Source organism: Winogradskyella jejuensis (assembly GCF_900129745.1).
GTDB lineage: Bacteria > Bacteroidota > Bacteroidia > Flavobacteriales > Flavobacteriaceae > Winogradskyella > Winogradskyella jejuensis.
In genome coordinates, this window is record NZ_FQWS01000001.1 from 1,172,993 (window position 1) to 1,187,442 (window position 14,450).

The following is a 14,450-nucleotide window of genomic DNA, read 5'->3' on the forward strand; positions in this document are numbered from 1 at the left end:
TAACAAATTAGTTAGCTAAGTTAATCTCAACTCTTCTGTTTTGTTCTCTCCCAGCTCTCGTTTTGTTGTCAGCAATTGGTCTAGACTCACCAAAACCTTGTGATGATAATCTAAACTCATCTACACCGTTTGCAACTAAATATTCTTTTACAGATAGAGCTCTAGCGTCTGATAATCTCTGGTTTAATTTGTTAGAACCTACGCTATCAGTATGTCCTTCTACTGTAAATTTAGCATCTGGATATTTATTTAAGATAGCTATTATATCTGCTAAAACTTGTTTAGATTCATCTTTGATTGAAGACTTACCAGTATCAAATAAGATAGTCTTAGCATACTCATTTAACTGCTCTTTTTCTTTTTGAGTAATTTCTGGACAACCATTATTAGCTACAGTACCCGCAACATCTGGACATTTATCGTCTTTGTCTAAAACACCATCACCATCTTTATCTTGGTAAGGACATCCATTGTTTGCAGCAGGACCAGCTTCGTTAGGACAATTATCATCAGCGTCAGCGATACCATCCCCATCAGCATCTGGACAACCCATTAAAGACTTTAAACCAGCTACAGTAGGACACTTATCGTCACCATCTATAACACCATCTCCATCAGCATCTGGACATCCATTAAATTCAGCTAGACCAGCTTCGTTAGGACAATCATCTTTAGAATCTTCAATACCGTCGTTATCAGAGTCTGGACAACCATTGAAAGCTTCTAAACCAGCAACTTCTGGACAAGCATCTTCATGGTCGTATATTCCGTCACCATCAGAGTCAGTTCCACCAAATTTAAATGCAACACCAAAAGAATGTTGGAAATGCTTTGGTAATCTGTCTTCGAAAGAATGCTTATATGCAGTCTGTAAGTTTAATGCTACTTTTTCAGAAATCCAGTATTTTAAACCTAAGTTTCCATTTAAAGTACCGGCTCCAACTTCGTCTAACCAAGTGTAACCACCACCTACACCTAGGTATGGGTCGAGAGAGTTGGACTTAATCAAATCCATAAAACTGTAAGACACGGTGCCGTCTATAGCAAAATAAGTCAAATTATCTACAGTGTTAGTAGATTCATTACCCAAAGCGTCCTTTACGTCACCAAATTTATTAATTATATTAAGACTACCAGCAGCAGTAAATGTAAAGCCATCATCTAAATATCTTGAAACGGCGATTCTAGATAAGAAAGGCAATACGTTCCAATGGTCATTTGCATTTAAAAACTCATCAAAAAATTCACCCTGGGGAAGTGGTTCTCCAACAGGATATGGATCAACAGCATTGATACCAAGCTCAAAAGCCCAAGGGTTGTTTTTATCCTGAGCATTAGCAGTGCTAAGGCTCGCAAGAAGCACAGCTACAAATAATAATCTGCTAAGATTTTTCATATTCTAAATAATTTAATTTTAAGTGTTAATTGTTAGCAAATGTAAGTTGTTAAATATTATTAACAAAGACAAATATATAAAAATATTGATACAAAGCCTTTAAATAAAGCTATTCTAAAGTATTTAGATTATTTCTAATCTTTGACCGACTTTCACAAAGGCACTTATAGCTTTATCTATGTGTTCTTTTTCATGCGCAGCTGATAGTTGTACTCTAATCCTTGCTTTTTCCTTCGGTACTACAGGAAAAAAGAAGCCTATTACGTAAATATCTTCTTCTAATAACATGTTAGCCATGGTCTGAGATAATTTAGCATCATAGAGCATTACTGGCACGATGGCTGAGTCTCCGTCTATGATATCAAAACCGGCTTTTTTCATACCAGTTTTGAAGTAATTAGTATTCCATTCTAATTTATCTCTTAGCGTAGTGTCTCCAGATAACATGTCAAAAACCTTGATAGATGCCCCAACTATTGCAGGTGCTAATGAATTTGAAAACAGATAAGGTCTAGAGCGTTGTCTTAATATTTCAATTATTTCTTTTTTGGCAGTTGTATAGCCTCCCATTGCACCACCTAGAGCTTTGCCTAATGTTCCTGTTATTATATCGATACGCCCTAAAACACCTTTTTCTTCAAGTGTTCCAATCCCGGTTTCTCCAATAAATCCTGTCGCATGACATTCATCTATCATAACCATTGCATCATATTTGTCTGCCAAATCACAAATTTTATCTAAAGGAGCAACTAAGCCATCCATAGAAAACACGCCGTCGGTAACAATAATCTTATGTCGGACTCCATTTTTATTAGCTTCAATTAGTTGCACTTCTAAGTCTGCCATATCGTTATTTTGATAGCGATATCTGGCGGCTTTACATAATCTAACGCCATCTATAATTGAGGCGTGGTTTAAAGAGTCTGAGATTATAGCATCTTCTTTGCCAAGAAGAGGTTCAAAAACACCACCATTGGCATCAAAAGCAGCAGCGTACAATATAGTGTCTTCTGTGCCGTAAAAATTAGCAATCTTTTGCTCTAACTCTTTATGAATATCTTGAGTGCCACATATAAAACGCACAGAAGACATGCCAAAACCGTGCGTGTCCATTGTGTCTTGTGCTGCTTTAACCACTTCGGGATGAGAAGAGAGTCCTAAGTAATTATTTGCACAGAAATTAAGGACTTTCTGTCCTGTATTTAATGTAATTTCTGGCCCTTGCGCAGAAGTGATAATTCGTTCTTCTTTAAAAAGTCCTGCCTCTTTTATGCTTTCAATTTCCTTGTTTAAATGTTCTTTTATAGCTCCGTACATTGCTTTTTGTTTTGAGTTTTACAAAGTTACTATTTAACTTCTATAATTTTGATATCATCGTTGGTATAAACAATCATTTTTTTTTCAATATTATAATTCATTTCTCTGAGCACGTTTGCGTATGATTCTAATTGTGCTTTGTGCTTTTTGTCTTCTCCACCAGTCTTATAATCTATAATTACTACATTTTTGTCTTTAATAGCTAATCTATCAGGTCTCAAGAAGGAACCTTCTTTGGTTATGATATCTTTTTCGTTTAAAATATCATAGTCCTCCGAAAAGTATTGTTCTAATTCTTTGTGCTCAATAATTTGAGTAACAATATTCTTTAATTGTTTTGTGTCGGATTGTTGAATATATCCATCACTTAAAACAGATTTAATAGCAAACTCTGCATCATGCTTCGTTTTAATTTTTGACATTACAAGGTGGATAATATTTCCATAGTTAATTGCCTTTTCTTGTTCTGTTTCCCATAAAACACCAGCATTAGTAATTACTCTTAGATTGTGAGATTCTTTATTTGTAGATATAAATTGATAATCAACTAAAGGGTTTTCGGTAGGTGTGTCTTCTATTTGTTTTTTTGGTTCTCCGAAAGCATAGCTTAATTGGTTCTCAGTCCATAAATTTTGTTGAATTAGATAATTTATAAAAAGACCTGCATATGTTTTTTCATTAATCACTCCTTTTGAGCTAATATCTTTTTTTGAAACAATGTAAAGTTGCTCAATGGCTCTCGTTAGGTTGACATAAAGTAAATTTATTCCATCTAATTCTATTTGCGATTGATGTTTATTGTAAATGACTTCTCCAATATCACCATAATTTTCAAAATCTTTAGAATAATTAATAAGTGCATGATTAAAACCGCTATAACTATTCTCATCAAGAGGGAACCACTCTTTTGGTTCAAATTCTTTATAAATATCTAAATCTGCAAAAGGAAAAATAACAACAGGAAATTCTAAGCCTTTAGATTTATGTATGGTCATTATTGATACAGCATCCAAGTTATTGGGCATGGCTATACTTAGGGTTTCTTTTTTAGAGTCGAAATACTCAAGAAAGCCCATAATATCTGGGGTTTGTTTATTTGAATAATCAAGAACAGTATCTAAGTAAAATTGCACATAGGCGTCCGATGTAGTTTCGCAAAGCTTTAATCCTCTAACTAAGCTTTCTGCGGCTTCGTATATAGGCATTTGGATAAGTTCCTTAAAATTCAAGTGGATACCAATCTCTTTTAATCTATCTAATAATTCTGCTGCCGAATATTGTATGTGAGTACTAAAAAAGGAATGCTTATTTTCAATATGAAATATATCTGAAATGCTAATTAGTGCGTCTAGTTTAAGTTTTTTGTCTTCAGGATTAATTAACAAGGCCAGCATAAGGTTTAGCAATCTTACCTTTGGTGAATTCTGAAGCAGCAATGTTTCTGAAGATACAATATCAATTTTCTGGCTGGTTAAGTAATTAGATATAGCAACGCCTTCTTTTTTCTTTCTTACTAAAACACAAATATCTTTTAGTTTGTAGCCTTTTTCAAGGGAAGATTTTATAATTTCATAGGTTTTTTCAACGTATTGTTCTGAGCGTTCTTCAGGATTATCAAACTCTAAAAACAAAAGATTTACAAAGCCTCCATTTTCTATAGAGATATTTTGTTTAGCATCCTTATAAAGTTCTTTAAAATCATCATCTGAAAAAAAGGTGTCTGATACAAAACCAAAGAATGAATTATTAAAGTCTACAACCGCTTTGTAGCTTCTAAAATTAGTGTCTAAGCTTTTCACCTGAGCGACTGTCTGAAATGGATTACCAATACCTTTGTAAAGATTTATAAATTGCTCAGCATCTCCACCGCGCCATCTATAGATAGATTGTTTTGCATCTCCAACCAACATAGCAGAACCATCATTAGAGGACAAAGCATTGTCCATCAAAGGCACTAAGTTTTCCCACTGCATAATAGAAGTGTCTTGAAATTCATCCACAAAATAATGTCTAAATTTTTCGCCTAGACGCTCATAGATAAAAGGCGTAGGTTGGTTTTTTATTTCATTACTTATAAGCGAATTAAATTCAGATATCAAGATTTTATTTTCTTCTTCTTTTAGCGTTTTTAATTCTTTTTGAAGCGCATTAATCACAGAGAGTGGCGTAATGTTTTTATAAACAGCTTTGTTAAACTTTAGTTCAAATAACCACTCCTTTGTTTTTGTAAATGCCTCTGCTAATGTGGGTTGAATATTAGTTATGATTTCTACAACATTATCTGAAACACGTTTAGGGTAAAGGGTTGAACCTTCCAAGAGTGCAATTTGCCAAGCCGAATCAAATTTTAGATTAAACTTTTCTTGTGTTAGACTTAAAAAATGATTTGGTAGTGATTTTCTATTAAAATCATCAAATTCTAAACCTGCTTCATAGATTAGGTCTAAGGTTGTTTTTGCTTTTTCAACAATTTGAGACTCGAGCTCGGTAATTGTTTTAATAAGTTGCGTTTTAAGTACTCTAAAATCTCCGAGTGTCTTTTCTTTCAACTGGTTTATGTAAGGGATATCATTTTCACTTAAAAGCAGCTTACTTATTTTTTTAAAATCATAACTGATATCCCAACTTTTGTCATCATCTGCCTTTTCTAGGGCAAAATCTATAAGCGTTTTCGTGAGATTTTTGTCGGTACCAGCTTTACTTATAAGTCCGTCAACGGCTTTAGTTAGTAGGTAATCTTGGTCTAGTTCAACTTCAAAATTTACGGGTAGTTTTAAATCAAAAGCAAATGTTCGTATCACACGATGTGTAAAGCCATCAATTGTTGAGATATCAAAAGCACCATAATTATGAATAATCTTATGGAGAACTATTTTGGATTTGGAATGAAGTTCTTCTTTAGAAATAGAAAGTTCATTACAGATATCCTGAAACATAGAATTAGTATTGTTAGAGTAGTCGTGAGCCGAAAAGGCTTTGAGCATCTCTATAATTCTAGTTTTCATTTCGCCAACGGCCTTATTTGTAAAGGTTATAGCGAGTATGCTTTTAAAATGTTCGTTGTTTTTTGAACTAATAAGAAGTTTAATATATGACTTAGCAAGTGTATATGTTTTTCCACTTCCTGCAGAGGCACTATATATTTCAAAAGTTGAATTCAACAGATTAATTTTATACCAAAATAGGTATTCTTAATATTTTATTAAGGTTTTCTTTTAGTCAATATCGTAAATTTGTTAAAATCTAAATAATTAACATTTAAAACAAAATATTATGGCTTTTGAATTACCAAAATTAAAATATGCTTATGATGCTTTAGAACCACACATAGACGCTAGGACTATGGAAATTCATCATTCAAAGCATCACAACGGATATACAACCAAGTTAAATGCCGCTATTGAAGGTACAGACTTAGAAGGAAAATCTATTGAGGATATTTTAGGAAATCTAGATATGTCTAATGCAGGCGTTAGAAATAATGGTGGTGGATTTTACAACCATTCTTTGTTTTGGGATGTTTTAAATCCTGAAGACAGAGGTTATTTGTCCGGAGAATTAAAAGATGCTATTGAAGCAGAGTTTGGTTCTAAAGAGGCTTTTGTAGATGCATTTAGTAAAGCTGCAGCAACGCAGTTTGGTTCTGGATGGGCATGGTTATGTGTTCATAAAGGCGGAAAAGTAGAAGTATGTTCTACACCAAACCAAGACAATCCATTAATGCCAGGTGTTTCTTGTGGTGGGACACCAATTTTAGGTTTGGATGTATGGGAACACGCCTATTACTTAAATTATCAAAATAGAAGACCAGACTATATAGATGCTTTCTTTAAAGTAATTAACTGGAATGAAGTTGAAAGACGTTACGCTGAAGCTAAGTAATTAGTCAAACAAATTATAGTATAAGAAAACCCAGGCTTTTTGCTCTGGGTTTTCTTATTTATAGTATTTATATAAAATGAAAAAGGGCGAAATAAATTCACCCTTTTTGCCCCAAATCTACCATAAACTTAACCTACTTATGTTATGGTAATAACAAATATAAATTATGGACATCAATAAAAGCGCAAATCCTAGACGAAACGCTTAAATATCGGTCTAAAAGAAAGACTTTGTGAGTATATGTCTGTAATTAAATGACTTACATCGAATTTAAAAATAAAAAAGGGCGATAAAATCGCCCTTTTTTGCCCCAAATCTACCATAAACTTAACCTACTTATGTTATGGTGAGACTAATGTAGTTTCTATAAGCTTAACTGAGTCAATTTTTTAGACTAAATGCATTAATATTGGCTAAATAGCTCAATTAAGACTACGAATGGTAATTAATTAATAAGCACGCTCTTTATTGCCTTCGTAAAAGTTGATAAATGCTTTATTGACTACACGATTACCACCAACAGTTGGGTAGTTTCCTGTAAAATACCAATCGCCTAAGTTTTTTGGGCAAGCTTTATGTAAATTATCTACAGGTTGAAATATAATTTTCACTTCTGCATTAACGTCCTCATCACTTAATAATTCTGATATTTTATCTGAAATTTCCTCATCGCTAAAGTTGTCATATATCTCTTTGACAAAGTTTTTTACATCCTTGTCTTTTAAATCTACTTGAGCTTTACATTTGGTGTAGACCTCTTCTACAATATGGTATTTATCATTGTCCTTTAGTAGCTCTAAAGCGGCTCTAAAGGCAATCAGACTTTCAAGGTTTGCCATATCAATACCATAACAATCTGGATATCGTATTTGTGGAGCTGATGAAACCACAACAATTTTCTTTGGTTGTAGTCTGTCCATCATTTTAATGATACTCTTTTTTAGAGTAGTCCCTCTAACGATACTATCATCTATAATCACCAAATTATCTGATGGTTTTATAACGCCATAAGTAACGTCGTAGACATGAGCTACTAAATCATCTCGGCTACTATCTTCAGTAATAAAAGTTCTAAGCTTAACATCCTTTATAGCAATTTTTTCTATTCTTGGGCGCTCAGATAATATTTCTGTAACGCGCTCAGCTGAAAGCTTACCTTCACCATCTAAAATTGCTTGAGTTTTTCGCTGATTTAAATATTCTTCCACAGTATCAATCATACCAAAGAATGAGGTTTCTGCTGTATTTGGTATAAATGAGAAGACTGAATTCTTTGTGTCATGGTCAATAGCTTCGAGGACTTTAGGCATTAACAAGCGTCCTAACTCTTTACGTTCTTTGTAGATTTCTGCATCACTTCCTCTAGAAAAATATATGCGTTCAAAAGAGCAAGCCTTTCTTTCTAGAGGTTCTAATATTTTTTTAATTGAAGTTTGTCCAGATTTTTTTGTGATAATAGCGTGACCTGGGTCTAATTCCTTTACGTCATCAAAATCTACATTAAATACGGTTTGTATTACTGGTCGTTCTGATGCTACAACTACGACTTCATCATCTTTGTAATAGTATGCTGGTCGTATTCCCGCTGGGTCGCGAAGTACAAATGAATCTCCATGGCCAAGTAGTCCTGCCATAGCATAACCACCATCCCAATTTTTGGCAGCACGTTTTAATATTTTACCAACTTTCAAACGTTCTGCAATAAGAGGAGAACATTCAGCTTTAGAATACCCTTCTTTCTTTAAATCTTTATAAATTTTTGTAACAGCATCATCTAAGAAGTGACCAATTTTTTCCATAACCGTGATAGTATCGGCTTTTTCTTTGGGATGCTGGCCAATGTTTACCAAATTATCAAAAAGCTCACTAACATTGGTCATGTTAAAGTTACCAGCAACGATGAGGTTTCTGTGCATCCAATTATTTTGTCTTAGAAATGGATGTACACTCTCAACACTATTTTTGCCAAACGTTCCGTAACGTACATGTCCTAAAAGGAGTTCGCCAATGTATGGTATATTCTTTTTTTGCGCTTCAACATTATTTTGGTATTCAGGATTATGAGTAAGTTCCTCGTTGATGCGCTCATTAATTTGAGAAAAAATATCCTGTATAGGTTGTTGAGCAATAGAACGAACACGGCTTATATACCGTTCTCCAGGATTGGTGTCTAACTTTATACTAGCAAAACCAGCACCATCTTGTCCGCGGTTGTGCTGCTTTTCCATCATGAGGTACATTTTATTTACGCCGTAAAATGCACTTCCGTATTTTTCTTTATAATATTCTAATGGTTTTAAAAGCCTAATTAATGCAATACCGCATTCGTGTTTTAAAGCATCACTCATTGTTGTGGTGTGAGTTAGATTTTGTTGTGTTGTTTCAAAAATACTGAAATACCCTGAAATAAATTCAGGGTAAAAAAAACGCGCCAAAATTAGGCGCGTTGTTATTTATGTTAATTCTATATCGAATTGTGTTAGTTGCTGAAATTGTCTTAAACGTTTTTGAACTTCACCCGCCTCTAAATTAACCATGCGCTCCGTTCCGAATTTCTCTACGCAAAATGAAGCTAATGCTGAGCCATGAATTACGGCTTTTTTCATATTCTCAAAAGAGAAATCATTTGTTTTTGCCAAATAACCTGTAAAGCCACCAGCAAAGGTATCGCCAGCTCCAGTTGGGTCAAATACTTCTTCTAGCGGTAATGCTGGAGCATAAAACACATTATCATCATGAAACAATAATGCACCGTGCTCTCCTTTTTTAATCACCACATATTTTGGACCCATCTCATGAATCTTACGAGCAGCAACAACTAAAGAATATTCTCCAGTTAATTGTCTTGCTTCTTCATCGTTAATGGTAATAACGTCTATATGTTTTATAGTCTCATGTAACTCTTCTAGTGCGCAATCCATCCAAAAATTCATGGTATCTAGTACAACTAGCTTTGGTTTTTTGCTCATTTGATTAAGCACACTCATCTGAGTAGAAGGGTGTAAATTGCCTAACATAACCACTTCAGCATCTCTGTAATTCTCAGGAACTACCGGATTAAAATGTTCTAAAACATTAAGCTCAGTTGCCAAAGTATCACGAGAATTCATATCGTTATGGTACTTACCACTCCAAAAGAAAGTTTTACCATCTTTTACAATTTCTATCCCAGAAACATCAATATTTCTATCTGATAATAAATCCAAGTACTCTTGAGGAAAGTCTCCACCAACCACAGATACCACAGAGGAATCTATATTAAAATTAGAAGCCGCAAGACCAATAAAAGTTCCTGCTCCTCCAAGAATTTTATCGGTTTTACCAAATGGTGTTTCAATAGCATCAAACGCTACGGTACCAACAATAACTAATTTACCCATTACGATGTTTTAAATTAAGCTGCAAATTTACGTAAAATATATTCCTTACAAAACTCATTAATAACAGATAGAAGCCAAATTATTTTCGCCCAAAATCTGCTGGGATTTCTCCCCAAGCTTTGGTTTCCCATTTCACAATTGTGGTGTTGTAAGTGTTTTGTTTTAGCCATTTTACGGCACGATCTACAAGCTCAAAAACAGGTTTGTTTTTTTTGTTACGTTGAAGTTTACTATTACAGGCTTTTTTCCGTACCCAACTCATAGCAGTTTTAGAGTCTGTATAGATAATTCGATTGCTGTTTTGTTGTTTTAGAAATGCTAATCCATGAACGATGGCTAAAAACTCTCCGATATTATTAGTGCCTTCTTCAAAAGGCCCTTGAATAAAGAGTTGTTTTTTTGTTTTAGTATCTACGCCACGGTATTCCATTTTACCTGGATTCCCGCTAGACGCTGCATCTACAGAAATAGAATTATAATTAGGTTGCCCGATTTTTTTAAGTTGAGCTTCGGAAAGTTCACTCTTAAAGGTTTTGGATTTACCTATATAGTCTTTGTAATTACCCTTAAGTGCTTTTTTTGCAGCTTCAAAAGTTGAAAACGATTTGTATTGCGCGCCTTTAAAATCTTTGATTTGTGCTTTGCAGTCATCCCAAGATTCAAAAACGCCAGTGTGATGACCTTTCCAAACGGTGTAATATTTCTTTTTCTTTTTGCTCATTGATATTGGTGGCTGAGGTTCTCGAAGCCACATTTATTTTTTCTTTTCGGACACTTCGAGAGCCTCAGTGCCCAAAAGTTTTGCTACAACCTTCGGAAAATACTTCATCTCTAATTCATGAATTTTAGCAGCAACATCTTCTGGAGAATCAGAAGCTAAAACCTCGCATTTGGTTTGAAAGATTATAGCACCTTCGTCATAATGCTCATTTACATAATGGATGGTTATGCCTGTTTCGGTTTCATTATTTTCTACAACCGCATTGTGCACATGCATACCATACATGCCTTTTCCGCCAAACTTTGGAAGTAAAGCAGGATGTACATTAATCACTTTATCTGGAAAATGCTCTAGAATATGTTCTGGGAATTTCCATAAAAACCCAGCTAAAACAATTAAATCTGGCTGACTAGACTTTAAAAGATTGAGAACATCGTCGGTTTTTGTAAACGCTACTTTATTAAACGAAAGCGCACTAACACCAAGGCGTTTAGCTCTATCTAACACTTTGGCATGAGGATTGTTAGTCAGTACCTGAATAATAGACGCAGAATCACTGTTTTGAAAAAACTTTATCAAATTTTCAGCATTACTTCCCGAGCCGGACGCAAAAATTACAATTCGTTTCATCAGCAATTTATTATTTTAAATTTCTGTCTGATGGAATTCGCTGATTAAAACAATAGAATGGTTTGAAACTATTGGTAAAGCTCATTTCATAAACAGTTATTAAGTCACAATTTATTCAAACAAAAAAAAGAATAATAATTAACAATTAGGCTCAAAATTTAAATACTTATTTCTATTTTTATCTGTATGAGGCACATTTTACAGGTAAAACTATTTTTTAAAATAAAGTTTTTTATTTTTGCCCTCTAATTAAAACTTAAAACTAAAAGATTATGTCAGACATTGCATCAAGAGTAAAAGCGATTATCGTAGACAAATTAGGTGTTGATGAAAACGAAGTAGTAACTGAAGCAAGCTTCACTAACGACTTAGGAGCAGATTCATTAGACACTGTAGAGTTAATCATGGAGTTTGAAAAAGAATTTGATATTCAAATCCCAGACGATCAAGCTGAAAACATTGCAACAGTTGGTCAAGCTATCTCTTATATAGAAGAAGCAAAATAAGAAGTTAATTTTATGGAATTAAAGCGAGTTGTAGTTACCGGATTAGGTGCACTTACCCCTATAGGCAATACCAAAGATGAATATTGGGACGGCCTTGTTAGTGGAAAGAGTGGTGCCGCACCAGTTACACATTTTGATGCTGCAAAGTTCAAAACGCAATTTGCTTGTGAAGTAAAGAACTTTAACGTTACTGACTTTGTTGACAGAAAGTTAGCAAGACAGATGGATAAGTTTTCGCAGTATGCAATGGTGGCTTCGGATGAAGCAATTGCAGACTCAAAACTAGATTTAGATGCACTAAACAAATATAGAGTAGGTGTAATTTGGGGAGCCGGAATAGGTGGTTTAGAAACGTTTCAGGAAGAAGTGTTAAACTATGCCCAAGGTGATGGCACTCCTAGATTTAGCCCTCGATTCATTCCAAAAATGATTGCCGATATAGCACCAGGAAACATTTCCATTAAATATGGATTTATGGGACCTAACTATACTACGGTATCTGCTTGTGCCTCTTCGGCCAATTCAATGATTGATGCACTAAACAATATACGTTTAGGGCATTGTGATGTTGTAATTACTGGAGGAAGTGAAGCTGCTGTTACTATAGCTGGTATGGGTGGTTTTAACGCCATGCACGCTATGAGTACTCGTAATGATAGCCCAGAAACGGCCTCAAGACCTTTCGATGCAAATCGTGATGGTTTTGTTCTTGGCGAAGGTGCAGGAGCTATTGTTTTAGAAGAGTACGAACATGCAAAGGCACGTGGGGCAAAAATATATGCTGAGGTTGTTGGAGGCGGTTTGTCTTCTGATGCTTATCATATGACGGCACCACATCCAGATGGTATTGGTGTTGTTGCGGTAATGAAAAATTGTTTAGAAAATGCAGGGATGAATCCTGAAGATGTAGACCATATTAATACTCACGGAACATCAACTCCCCTTGGAGATGTTGCCGAGCTAAAAGCTATATCTGAAGTATTTGGAAGCCATGCAAAAAACATCAGTATTAATTCTACAAAATCTATGACAGGGCACTTGTTGGGAGCTGCTGGAGCTATTGAAGCCATTGCTTCTATCATGGCACTAGAGCACGGAATAATTCCGCCAACAATTAACCATGAAACGGTTGACGAAAATATAGATCCAGAGTTAAACCTAACGCTTAACAAAGCGCAGAAACGTGATATTAAAGTAGCAATGAGTAATACATTTGGATTTGGCGGTCATAACGCTTGTGTATTATTCAAAAAACTAGATTAAATCCCGAATGAGTTTCATTCGTAACATATTAAAAAATTCCCGTTCTCAAGAAGACGGGAATTTTTTTTTAGAGCTCCAACGAATATTAGGATTTAAGCCCAAGAAGAAAAACCTTTACCTAAAAGCCTTTACGCATAGGTCTATGAATATTAGGGACAAAAAAGGCAATCCTATTAATTACGAGCGCTTAGAGTTTGTAGGCGATGCTATGTTAGGCTCTGTAATCGCCTCTTTTCTTTACAGTAAAGTCCCTCATGGCGATGAAGGCTATCTAACTAAAATGCGATCTAAAGTTGTTAGTAGGCAGCACCTTAATGAGCTAGGAAAAGAGCTCAATCTTATAGACTTGGTCATTAGTAGAATTCCTAAAGAAAGCTTTGGTAGCAATATCCACGGGAACTTATTCGAAGCTTTAGTTGGTGCTATTTATTTAGATAGAGGTTACAAAACCTGCGAAAAATTCATCTATAAAAAGGTCATTAATCCACATGTAGATATCGAGAAACTTGAAGGCAAGGTTATTAGCTATAAAAGTTTGTTGATTGAGTGGTGCCAAAAAGAAAAAAAGACTTTTAACTATGAGATTTATGAAGATACAGGTAATGATGCTTTAAAGCATTTTTCTGTAAAGCTAAGTATTGATGATAAGGTTGTTTCAAAAGGTAGAGCAACTTCAAAAAAGAAAGCAGAAGAAAAAGCTTCAAAACGCGCATTTTTTGCTTTTCAAGGACAGATGACCAAACGGTCATAAACCCATAAAATGCGACTAATTAGCGCAAACGTTTTCGTAGATTTTATAAGTTAAGTTTCATCTAAACTTCATCTAAATCACCCTTTTATATCTTATATTTACCTCGTTTTTGAGTGATTGTTTATGGCACTACACAAGCTTTTGGTAGATGATTTTTATGATGAGACCTATGTGCTTATTGCCATTCATTGTAGGCTAGAAGATTACCGTTTGGCATACATGATAAATAAGTTTTTAGCTATTAATCTAGAACGAAAAGAAAAAGATTTAGACCTAAATTATACGTCTTCATCTTATCCTGTTTACGAGTGGTATAATGCGGCCAATGACATCACTTGGAATCTAATTGCAAACATTTGCAGAAAGGAAGAAGAAAGTGTTACGAGTAGTGGTGTATTGTTCAATGATGATAAACAAATCACTAAAACATATAACCTGATTCCTGAATTGAAACAAGTAGATTTTTTTATCAAAATTTCTAACGATACACGTCAGGTTAATGAAAAATTGATAATTAGCAAATTGCAAAGTATCCCTCATATAATAACAAGTTATACTGTGGATTTATCTAAGGTAAAATCCAAAGAACATTTAATTTTTTAGA

At 34.4% G+C, this 14,450-nt stretch carries 12 protein-coding genes; 5 read left to right on the forward strand and 7 right to left on the reverse strand.

What is annotated here, in order from left to right; all coding sequences use genetic code 11:
• Positions 1–7: 7 nt before the first annotated feature.
• From BUB95_RS05485 to BUB95_RS05495, 3 genes are all read right to left on the reverse strand, one after another.
• A complete protein-coding gene (locus tag BUB95_RS05485) occupies positions 8–1,396 on the reverse strand; it encodes an OmpA family protein (protein WP_073084044.1) in 1,389 nt (462 codons plus the stop codon).
• A 123-nt stretch (positions 1,397–1,519) separates the two neighbouring features.
• Entirely contained in the window at positions 1,520–2,713 is a 1,194-nt protein-coding gene (kbl, locus tag BUB95_RS05490; protein ID WP_073084047.1) for a glycine C-acetyltransferase, read from the reverse strand.
• 29 nt (positions 2,714–2,742) lie between these two features.
• Complete coding sequence (locus BUB95_RS05495) at positions 2,743–5,874, reverse strand: UvrD-helicase domain-containing protein (RefSeq protein ID WP_234969242.1); 3,132 nt, start codon at positions 5,872–5,874, stop codon at positions 2,743–2,745.
• Between the two features lie 112 nt (positions 5,875–5,986).
• On the opposite strand from BUB95_RS05495, the gene BUB95_RS05500 reads away from it, so the two are divergent.
• Positions 5,987–6,595: a superoxide dismutase gene (locus BUB95_RS05500; protein ID WP_073084051.1), complete on the forward strand. Its 609-nt coding sequence runs from the start codon at positions 5,987–5,989 to the stop codon at positions 6,593–6,595.
• 449 nt (positions 6,596–7,044) lie between these two features.
• Here BUB95_RS05500 and BUB95_RS05505 read toward each other — a convergent pair whose 3' ends face one another.
• From BUB95_RS05505 to purN, 4 genes are all read right to left on the reverse strand, one after another.
• A complete protein-coding gene (locus BUB95_RS05505; RefSeq protein ID WP_073084053.1) occupies positions 7,045–8,943 on the reverse strand; it encodes an amidophosphoribosyltransferase in 1,899 nt (632 codons plus the stop codon).
• A gap of 105 nt (positions 8,944–9,048) precedes the next feature.
• Positions 9,049–9,975, reverse strand: a complete 927-nt coding sequence (locus tag BUB95_RS05510) for a PfkB family carbohydrate kinase (protein ID WP_073084055.1) — start codon at positions 9,973–9,975, stop codon at positions 9,049–9,051.
• A gap of 79 nt (positions 9,976–10,054) precedes the next feature.
• A complete protein-coding gene (locus BUB95_RS05515) occupies positions 10,055–10,696 on the reverse strand; it encodes a ribonuclease H1 domain-containing protein (protein ID WP_073085096.1) in 642 nt (213 codons plus the stop codon).
• A 33-nt stretch (positions 10,697–10,729) separates the two neighbouring features.
• Positions 10,730–11,326: a phosphoribosylglycinamide formyltransferase gene (purN, locus tag BUB95_RS05520; protein WP_073084057.1), complete on the reverse strand. Its 597-nt coding sequence runs from the start codon at positions 11,324–11,326 to the stop codon at positions 10,730–10,732.
• 272 nt (positions 11,327–11,598) lie between these two features.
• Here purN and BUB95_RS05525 point away from each other — a divergent pair, with 272 nt between their 5' ends.
• The 4 genes from BUB95_RS05525 (at position 11,599) to BUB95_RS05540 (ending at position 14,449) form a co-directional block, all read left to right on the forward strand.
• A complete protein-coding gene (locus tag BUB95_RS05525; protein ID WP_008269813.1) occupies positions 11,599–11,832 on the forward strand; it encodes an acyl carrier protein in 234 nt (77 codons plus the stop codon).
• A gap of 12 nt (positions 11,833–11,844) precedes the next feature.
• Complete coding sequence (gene fabF, locus BUB95_RS05530; RefSeq protein ID WP_073084059.1) at positions 11,845–13,095, forward strand: beta-ketoacyl-ACP synthase II; 1,251 nt, start codon at positions 11,845–11,847, stop codon at positions 13,093–13,095.
• Between the two features lie 7 nt (positions 13,096–13,102).
• A complete protein-coding gene (gene rnc / locus BUB95_RS05535; RefSeq protein ID WP_073084061.1) occupies positions 13,103–13,846 on the forward strand; it encodes a ribonuclease III in 744 nt (247 codons plus the stop codon).
• Between the two features lie 123 nt (positions 13,847–13,969).
• On the forward strand, positions 13,970–14,449 hold the full coding sequence (locus BUB95_RS05540; protein ID WP_073084063.1) for an IPExxxVDY family protein: 480 nt from the start codon (positions 13,970–13,972) through the stop codon (positions 14,447–14,449).
• Position 14,450 lies beyond the last annotated feature (1 nt).

What these genes read in the sequence shown, in the direction of transcription:
- BUB95_RS05485 (WP_073084044.1), bottom strand. Translation starts at nt 1,396, where the DNA reads ATGAAAAATCTTAGCAGATTATTATTTGTAGCTGTGCTTCTTGCGAGC.
- kbl (WP_073084047.1), bottom strand. Translation starts at nt 2,713, where the DNA reads ATGTACGGAGCTATAAAAGAACATTTAAACAAGGAAATTGAAAGCATA.
- BUB95_RS05500 (WP_073084051.1), top strand. Translation starts at nt 5,987, where the DNA reads ATGGCTTTTGAATTACCAAAATTAAAATATGCTTATGATGCTTTAGAA.
- BUB95_RS05505 (WP_073084053.1), bottom strand. Translation starts at nt 8,943, where the DNA reads ATGAGTGATGCTTTAAAACACGAATGCGGTATTGCATTAATTAGGCTT.
- BUB95_RS05510 (WP_073084055.1), bottom strand. Translation starts at nt 9,975, where the DNA reads ATGGGTAAATTAGTTATTGTTGGTACCGTAGCGTTTGATGCTATTGAA.
- BUB95_RS05515 (WP_073085096.1), bottom strand. Translation starts at nt 10,696, where the DNA reads ATGAGCAAAAAGAAAAAGAAATATTACACCGTTTGGAAAGGTCATCAC.
- purN (WP_073084057.1), bottom strand. Translation starts at nt 11,326, where the DNA reads ATGAAACGAATTGTAATTTTTGCGTCCGGCTCGGGAAGTAATGCTGAA.
- BUB95_RS05525 (WP_008269813.1), top strand. Translation starts at nt 11,599, where the DNA reads ATGTCAGACATTGCATCAAGAGTAAAAGCGATTATCGTAGACAAATTA.
- fabF (WP_073084059.1), top strand. Translation starts at nt 11,845, where the DNA reads ATGGAATTAAAGCGAGTTGTAGTTACCGGATTAGGTGCACTTACCCCT.
- rnc (WP_073084061.1), top strand. Translation starts at nt 13,103, where the DNA reads ATGAGTTTCATTCGTAACATATTAAAAAATTCCCGTTCTCAAGAAGAC.
- BUB95_RS05540 (WP_073084063.1), top strand. Translation starts at nt 13,970, where the DNA reads ATGGCACTACACAAGCTTTTGGTAGATGATTTTTATGATGAGACCTAT.